This is a genomic window from Tenebrionibacter intestinalis (genome assembly GCF_016632365.1).
GTDB classification, from domain to species: domain Bacteria; phylum Pseudomonadota; class Gammaproteobacteria; order Enterobacterales; family Enterobacteriaceae; genus Tenebrionibacter; species Tenebrionibacter intestinalis.
Genome location: NZ_JAEPBH010000033.1, coordinates 13340 through 26276 on the forward strand (window position 1 = coordinate 13340; position 12937 = coordinate 26276).

General features: G+C 50.5%; 15 protein-coding genes. 7 read left to right on the top strand and 8 right to left on the bottom strand.

All coding sequences use genetic code 11. The features are described from left to right. Positions 1 to 31: 31 nt before the first annotated feature. The 8 genes from JJB97_RS12835 to JJB97_RS12870 form a co-directional block, all read right to left on the bottom strand. Positions 32 to 499, bottom strand: a complete 468-nt coding sequence (locus JJB97_RS12835) for a hypothetical protein (RefSeq protein WP_101701123.1) — start codon at positions 497 to 499, stop codon at positions 32 to 34. 57 nt (positions 500 to 556) lie between these two features. Beyond that, complete coding sequence (locus JJB97_RS12840; RefSeq protein WP_238714392.1) at positions 557 to 868, bottom strand: hypothetical protein; 312 nt, start codon at positions 866 to 868, stop codon at positions 557 to 559. A gap of 12 nt (positions 869 to 880) precedes the next feature. Next, the gene (locus tag JJB97_RS12845; protein ID WP_238714393.1) at positions 881 to 1183 is read right to left on the bottom strand and encodes a hypothetical protein; all 303 of its coding nucleotides are present in this window, start codon (positions 1181 to 1183) and stop codon (positions 881 to 883) included. An 18-nt stretch (positions 1184 to 1201) separates the two neighbouring features. Next, positions 1202 to 1705: a hypothetical protein gene (locus tag JJB97_RS12850; protein ID WP_238714394.1), complete on the bottom strand. Its 504-nt coding sequence runs from the start codon at positions 1703 to 1705 to the stop codon at positions 1202 to 1204. Further along, entirely contained in the window at positions 1702 to 2430 is a 729-nt protein-coding gene (locus JJB97_RS12855) for a helix-turn-helix transcriptional regulator (RefSeq protein ID WP_238714395.1), read from the bottom strand. Before JJB97_RS12855 ends, JJB97_RS12850 begins: the two co-directional genes overlap by 4 nt. Before the next feature lie 447 nt (positions 2431 to 2877). After that, positions 2878 to 3762, bottom strand: a complete 885-nt coding sequence (locus JJB97_RS12860) for a GTPase family protein (RefSeq protein WP_238714396.1) — start codon at positions 3760 to 3762, stop codon at positions 2878 to 2880. A gap of 145 nt (positions 3763 to 3907) precedes the next feature. Next, positions 3908 to 4870 (bottom strand): hypothetical protein, encoded by a 963-nt coding sequence (locus JJB97_RS12865; protein WP_238714397.1) that lies wholly within the window; start codon positions 4868 to 4870, stop codon positions 3908 to 3910. Positions 4871 to 6500: 1630 nt separating this feature from the next. Then, positions 6501 to 8471 carry an ATP-binding protein gene (locus JJB97_RS12870; RefSeq protein WP_238714398.1) on the bottom strand — a complete coding sequence of 657 codons (1971 nt, stop codon included), beginning with the start codon at positions 8469 to 8471 and terminating at the stop codon, positions 6501 to 6503. 101 nt (positions 8472 to 8572) lie between these two features. On the opposite strand from JJB97_RS12870, the gene JJB97_RS12875 reads away from it, so the two are divergent. The 7 genes from JJB97_RS12875 (at position 8573) to tssB (ending at position 12924) form a co-directional block, all read left to right on the top strand. Continuing rightward, positions 8573 to 9142 carry an inovirus Gp2 family protein gene (locus tag JJB97_RS12875; RefSeq protein ID WP_238714428.1) on the top strand — a complete coding sequence of 190 codons (570 nt, stop codon included), beginning with the start codon at positions 8573 to 8575 and terminating at the stop codon, positions 9140 to 9142. Between the two features lie 153 nt (positions 9143 to 9295). Beyond that, positions 9296 to 9523: a helix-turn-helix transcriptional regulator gene (locus tag JJB97_RS12880; RefSeq protein ID WP_238714399.1), complete on the top strand. Its 228-nt coding sequence runs from the start codon at positions 9296 to 9298 to the stop codon at positions 9521 to 9523. 290 nt (positions 9524 to 9813) lie between these two features. Next, positions 9814 to 10236, top strand: coding sequence for a zinc-ribbon domain-containing protein (locus JJB97_RS12885; RefSeq protein ID WP_238714400.1), 423 nt, complete (start codon positions 9814 to 9816; stop codon positions 10234 to 10236). A 53-nt stretch (positions 10237 to 10289) separates the two neighbouring features. Further along, positions 10290 to 10640: a putative zinc ribbon protein gene (locus tag JJB97_RS12890; RefSeq protein WP_451923554.1), complete on the top strand. Its 351-nt coding sequence runs from the start codon at positions 10290 to 10292 to the stop codon at positions 10638 to 10640. Between the two features lie 78 nt (positions 10641 to 10718). Next, positions 10719 to 11267 (top strand): YagK/YfjJ domain-containing protein, encoded by a 549-nt coding sequence (locus JJB97_RS12895; protein ID WP_238714402.1) that lies wholly within the window; start codon positions 10719 to 10721, stop codon positions 11265 to 11267. A gap of 106 nt (positions 11268 to 11373) precedes the next feature. Further along, positions 11374 to 11976, top strand: coding sequence for a DUF2913 family protein (locus JJB97_RS12900; RefSeq protein WP_238714403.1), 603 nt, complete (start codon positions 11374 to 11376; stop codon positions 11974 to 11976). A 450-nt stretch (positions 11977 to 12426) separates the two neighbouring features. Then, on the top strand, positions 12427 to 12924 hold the full coding sequence (tssB, locus tag JJB97_RS12905; protein ID WP_238714404.1) for a type VI secretion system contractile sheath small subunit: 498 nt from the start codon (positions 12427 to 12429) through the stop codon (positions 12922 to 12924). The last annotated feature ends 13 nt before the right edge of the window (positions 12925 to 12937 follow it).

The window sequence follows — 12937 nt, forward strand, 5'->3', positions numbered from 1 at the left end:
ATTAAACGAGTGGGGGAGGTGTGTCCGGAAATTAACCGGCCGTATTTTCACAGTCGCTGATATTTTCCAGTTCCTGCTGCGTATTCCTGATCCCCGGATGAAAACTGCCGGCTTTCCTGTCATTCACATACACATCAAAATGTGCTGCCTGCCCCAGAGCGGTAATAAACTGCGACCAGGCATTGTCTGCATTACGCCATCCCAGAGACGAAGGGAGCGGGAATTGTCGATCGTTTATGACCAGCGTGATGACGGTCTGGTCGTCATGTGAGTCCGCTCCGGAACCATCAGGAAAGGTGAGCATGACGTGATGCTGCAGGATGTTCTGCTCATCGGGGTTGCCGGTGCAGTTGAGGTTAAACATCACATTTTCGGGACTGGTGATGATGTATTCGGTCACCCCCATGCCGAAGCCGCTGGTCCACATATTGGGGATTGCGTGTGCGAGGCCAGTGAATGCCAGTGTTGTTACCAGCAGAACGGCAGATAGTTTGCGCATGAACTTTTCCTTAAATTATCGAAGAGGTGGTAACTGTTGATGAACCCGTCGTGGGCGTTACATAAGCTGTTTGCCCACCGTTATCAGACCGGTCAGCCAGCCGATACACTGAGGTCCCACAAGCCAGAACAGGCGGGCTTTAAGCAGCCCGGTCATACCTTCGCTGGTGTATACTGCATCCGGCATCAGCCACTGGCGCAGGAACGCGCCGACCGTCATACCTGCACCGGGGCCGAGCGTCATCCAGAACAGATACCCAATTCCCTGCCCGAAACTGCGTATTTCGCCCGTATTCCCGAATACATTAAACAGGACCACCGCAAGCGCGATGCCGAAGGCAATCGCAAAATATTTAATAACAAGCGCCATTCTTTTCAGTCCTTATTTTCTGCACTGCTGAGCAGCGCTCAGCATGTTGTCCATGACGCGGGGAGGTACATAGCCGTACTGCTGGTTCATTTTCTCCAGTTCCCCGTGGGTATATTTCGTCTTCAGCTCATCCCATATACAGCCGCAGACTGCGGTAGTGCCTCCACCGGACTTGCAGCCCCGGATGAACTCTTGTTCGTTCCTGTCACCACAGCCACTCAGGGCCTGTGCTGCCAGCAGCGTGACGATCAGTAATACACCCCGGGGAGCCATCGTTATTTTTAATTTCTTATTAATCATTGTGTTAATATCCATACGTTAAGACACCGCTGTTCAGAGGCTGTCTGATTCCGTCACGTCTTCCTGTGCAAGTGAATGGCTGATATTGTTCACCACCGTATTCGGGTCGAGACGGATTTCCGCCAGATGCTTACCCGTCTCCGGTGTTCCCTGATAAACGTCCAGGGATGCGAACGGTGTGCCTTCATCGTTTGTCCAGGCAGATACCTGGTATGAGGTGTCGCCGTTTCGGACAGTGAATTCCTGCAGACTGATTACCTGATTGTTCTGATATGCGTACGTGGTGGTGTTTGCCGGTACGGTAATGTCCATTTCCTTATGTTCTGCGCCTTTCTTCCCGAATGAATAGGATACCGACGGGGTGATGATGCAAATCTCGACCTCTTTTTTGTGGTTAGCGGTCTGTGCATAGAAGACGGGCTTGCCGCAGCGCTGATGATGTGCCTGTATAAGCGCATCGGGCGTAGCGGCATTTGCAGCTGACAGCGATGACAGCATCATTCCTGCGCTCAGCAGCAGGGCTTTGCCGTATTTCATGTTTTAACTCCTTTTGGTCTGGTCTGAGGTTCGGGAGAATGCTCCCGGAAGGTGTGAATGACGTTGCTGATAAAGTGAAAATGCGGAAGGGCATTGATGAAATCCGCGTCCACAATGAGCGCGCTGGTCTCACTGCGTCGGTGAAAAGAGCGTTCAGACAGGGAGACCGACGTTACTTCTTCAACCCTGAATACCCGTATCGCACCATACTGGCTGGCCGCCAGATACCAGTATGCCTGTGAGAAAATCAGCCGGTAGGGCTCGAGGTGGTCGTGACGAATACCCTTTACCAGCAGGCTGACCATCCGGTGGTGGTAAATGCCTTCAGCAAGCCTCTGAAAGCAGTCCGGGAGGATCCCCGCTGGATGCTGTACATTACCTATCAGACAGGGCGATGTGCCGCTTTCATCCATCAGCAGCTGCATCAGTTGACGGCTCTGTGAGGGAATGAGACGGGCTATTCCGGTGTTGCGGGCAAACGCCAGCGCACCCGGGGTATGATCGCGCATCGGGTTCGTTCTTAAACGCCAGAAGCCGTTATCGCCAGTCAGATCCAGATGCAGCAGACGCTGAGAGAAATCCCGGCGCAGGGTGCGTTCAGATACGCCAAATTCACCGGACAGCGCTTTCAGTGAAAGGGATTCACCGGCAAGAAGCCGGCTGATAATAACTGACAGCCTGAGTGCCAGCCTGTCGTGTCGATGCGCAGGATCCGTGGCGCGCATATGCCCTCCGTGAATAAAAATACTGAGATAACTCATGCGGTTATTATGCAGGATGGGGTGGACAGGTTATGACCAGCGATGAGAGGAAGAGGCAGAAAAGATGAAATATTTTTTCGAAAATAACTGACTGAATTCTCGCGGATAATTGCACATTGTTCAGTGAGTGAGCTGTAGGTGGTCATACCCTGTCATAAAGCCGGTCAGCAGGATGCGCTGTCAGGGCTGAAGGTGGCTGCAGTATTGCGTTTTATTAATCTCTCCCTCAATAAACGCAGTAGGATGCGAAACAGAACGATGAGAGCCCAACGGACGCGGTGGATCGCTTTCTCCGGCCTGCCTGCGTGCCGACAGTAACCCAGGATCCTGTTTACTATCTGTCTTCGGATATAGCGCAGCAGCATGCGTAACAGAGGCAATGTCAGCTTCCTGAGTATCATTTCCACCTCCTCAAAAAAACCAGTGCCACAGTGCGGAAGCGGCATTCACAATGCCATCGCGGATTGTTCCCAGCCCTTCCCGGACCGACTTTGGCAGCGGAATGGCGTCAACTATCCGGCTGAATAACTCACCCAGCAGATCGCCAAAATCCTTTCGGGCTGTACTCTCTGCCTCTGCAGACCGGTGTTCTTCCCTGACCTGACTAAACACGCCGCTGCTGGCCTCCGGGGGCAGGGCGAATATCATGGTTTCGACCAGACGGGCCAGGTTGTAGCCGGTTTTTGCCGACACTGCATGCACCGGATAAGGACAGGAGAACTGCCGCGAGATGGATGCGCTCCGGGCAGTCAGTGTCAGTAGCTGGCCGGTGGAGGGCTGACAGGCTTCCCTGTCCCATTCCAGCGAGGGTTCTGCCTTGTCGGCTTGGTTAATGACGAAGACAATGCTGCCTGATGAGACACCGCATTTGAGCAGGAACCGGTGAAATGCCTCATCAGTAGCACAGGCCCGGTCATCCGCCTTCATCACCCAGAGGATAAGATCCAGCGTCGGTAACTGCTCTTTATACAACTGCCGGTATTCACGGTCATAGTCCAGAGATTCTCCGGCACCGGGTAAATCGACCAGCGTCATGCGGCGCCCGCCGATATCGAGCGTGAAGCGAAGCGGTTCACGGGTACAGCCCTGAGCATCGCTGACTGGGCTGAGGGGTTGCTGAAAGAGCGCATTACAGAGCGAACTTTTTCCACTTCCTGTTTTACCCATAATGCCAATGACCGGCTCGTAATGGATGTGCTGCCGGATGCGGTTCAGTATTGTGCGGGAGAGTGTTTCGGGCAGGATAGACAGCTGTTGCTTCAGGGCATCAAGGCCCTGTTCAGTTTTATCGGACACATTAACCTCCGTGAGTGGAATAATAAAACGGCAGCATTTCTGCTGCCGTTCTCACACAGGTAATATAGGTCTGAAATTTTTTTGAATGTAATTTCTGGTCTGTATGATTGAGACTTTCATTCACTTCTGTAGTCAGGGAGAAAATTTATTCACCACCGCAGGTCTTCCGGTAATGTTCATTAATCAACATTTCCAGCATATCGCTGATACGAACCCCGCTACGATCAGCCATAAAGTCGAGTCGCGTTTTGGTTTCGTTCTTAAGATATGTGTTCAGCGCTTTTTTATCAGTACGGGACTGGCGTAGCTTTTGTTGGTTCCAGGCTTTATTGAGGTTCAGGAGAAACAAACGTTTTGAGTCTGGGGCATTGTCCCATAAATCCAGCGCTGCACGCAGGGCAAGGTTACGCTCTGTATGACTGAGAGGAGTAAACCATGTTGTTAACCCACCGGAGGTCATACTCAGTTCCTCCAGGGTACTGATGCTGACTTTCTGTACTTTACTCAGGTTGTTCCACGCCCACAATACAGCGTCCTCTTCATCCGGCAACCATTTTAGCGGGAGTGGTTTGCTGTAAATATTTTTCCACTTGTCTTTAAGTCTCTCCATGACCTGTTTTTTTAAATACGTCACAGGGGGAGGCGTGATGATAATGCGATCAAATATATGACCTATGATATTCACCCGTTCCCTGTGATTGACTGGAGACAGAGATAATCCGAAATGTGTATACCAGTTTGGACCGTATAGTGTATTTCCATTTCGGGTAATCCCAAAATTTTCATCGCTAACTTTACAGAGGTAACCCCACAACCAGAATGTAGCTCGCTCATCCTGATTCAGCCAGTCAAAACTATCCAGTGGCAGAATGTTTTCTTCCCTGCCCATTTCCATATCCTGGAGCAACCTTATCTGTTGCTCTTTATCCGGAATGTATTGATTAATAAGTTCATTTAATACTTTTCTGCAACTTTCTGCATCCTGTCGTGGAATGTTTCTGGTGTCGATTCGGTTATTCGTCATCAGCCAGTCAGCATAATAATTGCAAATCCGCATATCCCGACTTTTTATAATTCCCTGACTTCCATTGTAGAAATTAACTGCCATTATTAATTCCTTTGTTTTTAAACTACATTGTAGTGATTTTAGTGGTGTGTTTAGTGGTCACACAGTAGCATGGATACGGTTTTACAGTCACTAAAAAACACATCTGGTAGTCAGATTGAGGTTCAGTGGTGGTTTTAAGTGGGTATTTAAAAGGTGATAGCGTGGTGTGAGTGTAGTCGTTAATGTTATTAAATTTCTTTCTAATACCTTGTTTTCTGGTTTTTATCTTCAATATTCCCTTTGTGAAAGGCGCATCTTAGCTACCCGATCATCCTTGTGTACACGCGCTTTTTCATCCCCATCATGGTGCCTGGTTCGCTGCTGGATACATTTTTGGCATCAGGTATGGTTACCCTGGTATAGTTTCACTTCATTGCTCAGAATCAGGGAGATGGCTTCTGTGAGCTGTGGAAATTTGGGCGTTATAGTGGTTGAGGTTATTTGAGGCGACAAAGTGTCTTTTTTTTGGTTGTTGGTAAAGATAATTCCAGAGTGAACGTGCATGGCTTTTATCGCGTATAGACCAGGCCTGACGTAACCTGCTCTGGTATTGCAGTCAGGCCCGATGTGTTGGATTGGTATTAATATAATAAAGAAGGGGGTGTCTTTATAGTTCAACAACAGTTAATACAAGCGTATTGCATCAGAAGGGTGAGTGATAGCTAAGAAAAGAATGTCATCTGAAAGGGAGTGTTACTGTTAAGAAGAGTGTTACCGATGATATCAGTCGGTAGTTAAGGTTATTTATCAGATAGTACCTGAACTCAGTGATATCCCTATGTCAGGCAACAAGGTGAGATAGTTACCCTGAGATAAGGCTGCGTAAACGAGTAAATACGTTAGATATTAAAAGTAGTGATATTGTTGCTGGTGTATAAACCTTCAGGGAAGGTAGCACAGTTGATAATATTACCGGCGGATGGACTGAGCGTATGGCAGCGTTATACGAAGTGTAAATACATAGTGAGCGCTATGGTATGAGTCTGTCTGCCAGGTATGTTATTACGGGAGCTGGCTATGACAGGTCATGCAATAATCAATTCAGTTAAAAGGATTGTGTTAACCCGCAGGGTATGTACCGGTGTATTGATTACATCAACGATACCATAATCCAGGTCTGTAGCCTGTGTCGGGAGTCATAACCCATGCATATACCGTAGATCCGATAACGAAGTCGAAGGTTGCTTATTGCTACCAATAAAGCTGCCTGTGCATGGGGTACGATTAACACATTAGCGGGAATTATTTGATAAGCGGTAGCGTTATAATCCCTGGATATCACAGAGGCTTTCTGTAATCCCCTGTAATCGCATAAAAGCTAACGCTAACAGAAATCTGTGAATGGCTTGGGTATATTGAACCTGACGCGTTACAGCGCGTTTTAGAAGATGATATAAACCGCTGTTGGCTGACCAGAACGTTAATATCCGTTTCTGCATTGTTATCGGCAGGTTGGGTAATGTCCGGGCGTTTAATCAAACGGGGGAAGACGTTACCGGTTAATCATTTTTCATGCCGGGAGGCACACCGTTTGTCCCGGGGAGGGATCTGGGTGATGCAGCGTGCTCTCCGGGTTATCGCTGGCAGCCAGTCCTGGAACAGAAAGCGCTATCCGGATTTCTCGGCGTTACTACTGAAGCATGTCACGTATCCTCCGCATCCAGCCGACAACTTCTCCCTCCGGATCGCGCTTATGGATGCGGGCGGCAGTCATCAACGGGAACGCCCGTTCTGCCAGTCGGGCTTTGGCGGCGTTATCCTTCATCACACCGTCAAAGCGTTGTGCCAGTGAATAGGCTTCTGCAAACACTTTAGGGGTAGCTTTACCGCCGACAGGATGGTCGGTGACGTCGATCATCACACCAAAAGCTTCGTGAATGGCATCAGGATGAAGATAGCTTTCGACCTCGTGTTTTAGTGTCTGAGCCGCCCAGCATCCTTTGGCCCGTGCATTAACGGCATTGACTGCTTCAGCATAAGCAGGAACATCACGATCGTAGATATGAATTTCTCTGCGGTTCAGGGCACGTAGATAATTTTCATTGACCCAGTGCTTGAGCGTTCCCCCACCCAGTACGATAAACGCCACACGTTCATCACTCTCCAGGTCAGGAAGGGTGTTGTCTTCTGCATGTAGCGCTTTACTGAGAGCCTTAAAAGCGGCGACATCGGTCGGTCCTTCGACACAGAACAGCAGTCTGACCCGGTTGTCTGGTGTGACGCCCAGTGTATCTGTGACGATGCCGAAAACATCAGCACCAGCCTGAATGGTCGGCTGCGCGGTTTCAGCATCACGGGAAACAAAGCGAATGCTGTCACCTGGTAGCTCTGCCGCAAAGCCGGGACTGTGCGTGGTAAGGATAACCTGACAGCCGGCTTCGAGAGACAGAGATTTGAATGACTCTATCAGGATCCGCTGGTAATTGGGATGCTGTGAGGTTTCAGGCTCTTCAATGGCGTAGATGATACTGCGGCGATTGCTGGACTTCAGTCGCCGTTCTGCTTCGGCTTTAAAAAAGCTGACCAGCACCAGACGACGGACCCCACTACCGCGTTTATTCAGCGGGATCCCCCCATCCGTGTTAAGACCTACAGAGAACAGCCCCTGCCATTTTGACTGTGTGGGAGGGGTAAATTCAGGGGTAAGCTCACTTGCCAGGCCCGGCTCAATGGTCTTCAGCGCTTCATGTGTATTTCGGGCAATCTCTTCAGCTTTTTGCTGCACCTTCAACTGGATCCTGGCTATGTCTTCCTGGACCTCCGCCAGTGCTGCAGTAATCGCCGCTTTCATCGGGCTTTGTACTTCATCGTCGGAATCCCGGCTACTTCTGTCGCTCTGGAAGAGAGCGAACATGGGCAACCAGCCCTCTATTTGCTCCCAGATACGCTTTGTGTCCTCTTTGGCTTTGCTGACGGGAAGCTGTGTTTCCGTCAGTTGAAGATCTGCTGAGGCGGCCCATATAGCTTTTCGCATCCCGGGATTCCCCTTAAGCGAAACACTGAGCCCCAGCGCTTTCACCCTGGCCTGAAGTTCTTTTTCCTTCAGTTCCAGAAGGTTCTCAAAACCAGCAGCCGCGGGATGGTTTGCAATGACAAAAATCTCGGCGGTCGGCTTTTTGTTACTGCAGTTAAAGATTTTACGGATTTTCAGTGAGCCGTTTCCCGTCAGCAGAAACTCTTCCTGGAGGGTAGTTTCCGCGCCAGAGTCGAGTGTGAGGGAAGGGGGAAGCTCAATAAACTCACAGGTGATCTCCACATTGTCCTGTCCGCTGTGGATACAGGCATCGCCTTTTTCGATAGATACCACACTGTTGTTGAAGAAGATCTCCAGCGCTTCAAGGATCGTCGATTTGCCAATATCGTTGCGTCCGACAAAGGTTGTCAGGTCATCAAACTCAACGCTTACTTCTTGTGCATAACAGCGAAAATTTTTAACTGCCACACTTTTCAGTCGCATGTCTTTTCCCTTTTGATGAAACAGCTCAGTTGAACTGCCCGTTATTCTACCGGGCAGGTGAACATTTTTATTGACGGCTGTTTGATTTATCTCCTGATTTAAGCGAACAGCACCGCGCAGGGTGACGATATTTTCATGTGGCACACGGCAATCCGCTCTGGCATTGCGATGGCAGGGTTCCCGAAAAGTTTTTTTTTACAGCACCGGTAATGGTTATGAACGATAACCCACCGGAGTCCATTTTGATGAGTTACAAATACGACCCTTACTGGCAGCAACGCATCGCCGATACCTTCAGTTGCGCACTTAACGCTTACACCCGCTTACTGGCCCTGCGTGTTGACCTCCGTCTGCCGGATATGCCAGCGGCCACCGATGCGGCCGTTATCTCCCGCTTCACCGATGCTCTGAAAGCCCGCATTGCTGCCCTTCAGGCGCGTCAACGTCGCGAGGGAAAACGCGTCTGGCCGACCACGCTACGTTTTGTCTGGGCGCGGGAGTTTGGTGAAATCAAAGGGAAGAAGCATTACCACGCGGTGCTGTTGCTGAATCGCGATACGTGGTGCGGGCCGGGGGATTACAAAGACCCGGATTCGCTTGCAGGAATGATTAAACAGGCGTGGTGCAGTGCCCTGAAGGTGGATGCACAGGCGCATGCTGTTCTGGCCCGCTTCCCGAAGAGCCCGGTGTCCTGGCTGACGCGCGGCAATACCGCAGAGCTTCAACAGGCGCTGGCACAGGCCGCTTATCTTGCCAAACGCGAAACCAAAGAGACCGGCGATGGTGAGCGTAACTTCGGCTGCAGCCGGGGCTGAACATACTCCCACGCACATATTCAGCCGGCCTGATGATACGGGGCCGGTAATTTTTAACAGGCAATCCCTATTCTCTGAGGCGAGCCGGCATGTCCATGACTCAACGACACCGGACGTCTCCCGACAGCTATTCCTCAGAGGGAGATAACGACCATGACCACACTTAACACAAACCACACCCCCCTGCTTTGCGCAGAAGACCCGCTCATCGATATGACTTTTATTACTACTTACACCGGGATGACGGATAAGTGGTTCTACAAACTGATTGGCGACGGGCTGTTTCCCGGACCTATCAAGCTGGGCCGCAGCTCCCGCTGGCGCAGAAGCGAGGTGGAAACCTGGATGCAGCAGCGTATTGCAGATTCCCGTGGCGGCTGAGCAGACGAGGTCTCCTGATGGAAAAACAACGCCGAACCAAACCACAAAACTTCCCGGAGCGCTGGAAGTGTCCCCGTTGCCGGCGACAGTATTGTGGAGCCAGACCCTGCCCTGTTTGTTTTCGAACCCTCGTCACATCTGCACAACCGTAACCCTGGTGGTCTGCCGTGACTGAATACCACGAAACATCTTCCGCTAACGCATAACTGACCCGCCATTCATCCCCTGCCACGCTGCCCATACCGGGACGGCTGACGCCTGCGTGTTGTCTGGCGGTAAGGAGCACCACAATGTATGCCAAATCTTTCATCGCCCTTGACGGTAATGGTCGACTCACCGGAGCCAGAACGGCACAACAGTATCCGTATGACCGCTACACCTGCCACCTTTGCGGCAGTGCGCTGCAGTACCACCCTGATTACGACGCAGGACGACCATGGTTTGAACACCGGTCCGACATGCTGACAGATAACGGGCGACAGCATTGTCCGTATGTCAGACCAGAGCCGGGGGAGGCCCGTCATATCCGGAAACTTAAATGTTATATACCGGATGCCCGTCCGCTGGTTTACCGGAATGACTGGCACTGCAGTGGCTGCGACAGCAATTACCATGGCGAGCGCTACTGCCTGAGCTGCCGGACCGGTGAGTTCAGCAGGACACTCTCTGATGCTGAAATCCATACTGCAGAGGTAACGGCATGCGCGTACTGAAATGTTACCTTGCAAATGACCGCGAAGGTCACTTTGTGACGGCCGGTGAGGCCATGAGCGCACCGGGGCAAATATGGAGTTGTGCTTCCTGTGGTTGTCGTCTAGTGCTGCATGCCAGCACGTTCAGCGACCCGGCGTGGTTTGAGCACGATACGCTGGCCGTGGCCCGGGATGTGCTGATGAACTGCGCTCATCTCGACCCCGAAGTGAAAGCCGAAGCCCGGTACAGGAAGCTGCGCAATATGCTCAACGGACTGGATGCAGCTGTGATGACGCTGTCCTGGTACTGTGTGTGGTGCGGTGACCATTATCAGGGGGGGAAGCACTGTTACCGGTGCCAGACCGGTATCTACAGCATCGAAGAAGTGAACTGGCAGAGAAACTACTGCTGCAGTACCGGATAGTCTTCTCCCGTCTTTATGAACCCGATACCGCCGCACAGGCGGTGTCCTCCCTGATTTAACCCAAAGAGAGTTTGCATTTTGAATCATTCTTACACACGGGCATCGGATGATGTCAGCGCGGATGCCGTCAGCACGCGTGCGTTTCTGCAGCAGGCCGTTGACCATTACCCGCGACTGGCGGCATTCTGCTTTACGCTGAAATTGCCGTATCGTGAAGCCATGAGCGAATACCGTTCATTGATTCTGCGTTTTCATACTGAAGTCTGGCAGCGCACCGGCGAATATTCGCGTCAGCGTCAGCAGGTGCGCCAGAGTTCACCGCCAACGATCCTGCGATGGATGTGGGAGTCTGCCAGTGCACCAGAGTACAAAATAGTGCTGCTGATGAATCTTGATACGCTGGGGGCCTGGCGCGATGAGGTCGTACAGCAGGAGATTAGCGGGATACTCAGAGAGGCATGGCGCACTGTGACGGGTACTGATAGCAACGTCACCAGTATGGCGTCTTTCATTATCAGTCGCACAGAAAGATGTTCATTTTCACAGCCATTCAGTCAGCTACAGACCAGGGTGAATGAAATGGTATCTCCCGTGATGACAGCCAGAACGGGTGTGGTTTGTCCGTGAACGTAATGGTCTCTGTAAACAAAGGAGATGGCAGTTAATTCAGGTCTGAAAATATGCACCTTATCCCGGTCTTCCCCGTTCTCTGCTGCGCCGATATAATTTTTGAATGAAAAAAACTCACGATACCTTACCCCCGGAACAAACCGTCGCGGCACTGGCACATTTTGCCTGGTGCGCACTGGTCGCCTTACGTACCGCTCAGCAGGATGGTCAGGCGCTGTCGCCACTCAGCATGCATGCATTTTTACTGCGCTGGTTAACGGTGGCGTATAAACAAAAACGGTTTCCGCGTGCAATCGCATCCGATATTGAGAGTATGGTGGTACTGGGGCGCCAGAAAGGTCTTGCCGCGGGCTTATTCAACCGTCTGGAATATTTGTGGGTATCCTGTACAGGGCCGGTGACCGCTCAGTCGGATTTGTACCGGCTGACTTACGTGATTGAACAGCTTAAATCAGAGGGCTGGGTCAATGCAGTGGTGAGTGACCGGGAGTGGGGCACTGAAGCCCTGACTGAAGAATATCGTGATATTGATGCGCTGCTGGTAAGAAAATCGGCACTGACCGATGGATTTTCTAATGAAGGCAAACTGGTTGCGCCGGTTGAATTTCAGGTGACGGGCAACCTGTCAGCATGTATGGCGGTTTTCCTGGTCCATGCACTCCCTGCTGTCGTGCTGAAGCCTGACAGGATCGCCATACAGCTCTGATAGTTAATGAAACGTTTTCTTCCGGGACATGAAACCGCTTTTGTTCCTGATGTTTTCCTTATCGCTACTGCTGTATTTCCCACATGAAGCAAAGCTATGACTTTCTGAACCTTTTATCTCTTTCTGATCTAAAACCATATCTTTAAAAAACATGGGTAATTTAATTCCCCTGATATTGATATAAATCAATTTAAGATCATTTTATTAACAATTGTCCGTTTGTTTTTACTACTGCGACATAAATGTTTGTTTTGTGTGCTAGTGGTAGTTCATTTTACTGGCATGATAGTGCAATTCGCTACTAACATTTAGTGGAAAATTCTTAAGAATTTTCTCTATTCCGATTAAAGATCGGTATATTTGATCTTAAGTCGATCATTATTCTATTATCGCGTGTAAATCACTTTAGTCTGAAAAAGTGCACGCAGCGATAAACCGAGGGATGATGAGATGGCTGATAGTTTCCAGAATGAAGTGCCAAAGGCACGTATTAATCTAAAGCTTGACCTGCATACAGGGGGAGCCAGCAAGAAAACCGAGCTCCCGCTGAAATTACTGGTGGCGGGTGACTTCAGTAATGGTCAGGAGTCTGCCCCCCTGTCTGAGCGCAAAAAAGTTAACTTGAACAAAAATAACTTCGACTCAGTGCTCTCTGAATATTCCCCAAAAGTCAGTCTGACCGTTAAAAACACGCTGGCTGATGACGGCAGTGAAGACAACATCAGCCTGACCTTCCGTAGCATGAAGGATTTCACCCCGGAGCAGGTTTCCAGGCAAATCCCACAGCTGAAGGCAATGCTTTCCATGCGCAACCTGCTTCGCGATTTAAAAGCGAACCTGCTGGACAATCAGGCTTTCCGAAAGGAGCTGGAAAAAATTCTGCTCGACCCGGCGTTAAGCGCAGAACTCCGCTCAGAGCTGTCTGCTCTCGCACCTAAACAGCCATAACGGTCACGATGAT

What these genes read in the sequence shown, in the direction of transcription:
- JJB97_RS12835 (WP_101701123.1), bottom strand. Translation starts at nt 499, where the DNA reads ATGCGCAAACTATCTGCCGTTCTGCTGGTAACAACACTGGCATTCACT.
- JJB97_RS12840 (WP_238714392.1), bottom strand. Translation starts at nt 868, where the DNA reads ATGGCGCTTGTTATTAAATATTTTGCGATTGCCTTCGGCATCGCGCTT.
- JJB97_RS12845 (WP_238714393.1), bottom strand. Translation starts at nt 1,183, where the DNA reads ATGGATATTAACACAATGATTAATAAGAAATTAAAAATAACGATGGCT.
- JJB97_RS12850 (WP_238714394.1), bottom strand. Translation starts at nt 1,705, where the DNA reads ATGAAATACGGCAAAGCCCTGCTGCTGAGCGCAGGAATGATGCTGTCA.
- JJB97_RS12855 (WP_238714395.1), bottom strand. Translation starts at nt 2,430, where the DNA reads ATGCGCGCCACGGATCCTGCGCATCGACACGACAGGCTGGCACTCAGG.
- JJB97_RS12865 (WP_238714397.1), bottom strand. Translation starts at nt 4,870, where the DNA reads ATGGCAGTTAATTTCTACAATGGAAGTCAGGGAATTATAAAAAGTCGG.
- JJB97_RS12875 (WP_238714428.1), top strand. Translation starts at nt 8,573, where the DNA reads ATGAGTTACAAATACGACCCTTACTGGCAGCAACGCATCGCCGATACC.
- JJB97_RS12880 (WP_238714399.1), top strand. Translation starts at nt 9,296, where the DNA reads ATGACCACACTTAACACAAACCACACCCCCCTGCTTTGCGCAGAAGAC.
- JJB97_RS12885 (WP_238714400.1), top strand. Translation starts at nt 9,814, where the DNA reads ATGTATGCCAAATCTTTCATCGCCCTTGACGGTAATGGTCGACTCACC.
- JJB97_RS12890 (WP_451923554.1), top strand. Translation starts at nt 10,290, where the DNA reads ATGAGCGCACCGGGGCAAATATGGAGTTGTGCTTCCTGTGGTTGTCGT.
- JJB97_RS12900 (WP_238714403.1), top strand. Translation starts at nt 11,374, where the DNA reads ATGAAAAAAACTCACGATACCTTACCCCCGGAACAAACCGTCGCGGCA.
- tssB (WP_238714404.1), top strand. Translation starts at nt 12,427, where the DNA reads ATGGCTGATAGTTTCCAGAATGAAGTGCCAAAGGCACGTATTAATCTA.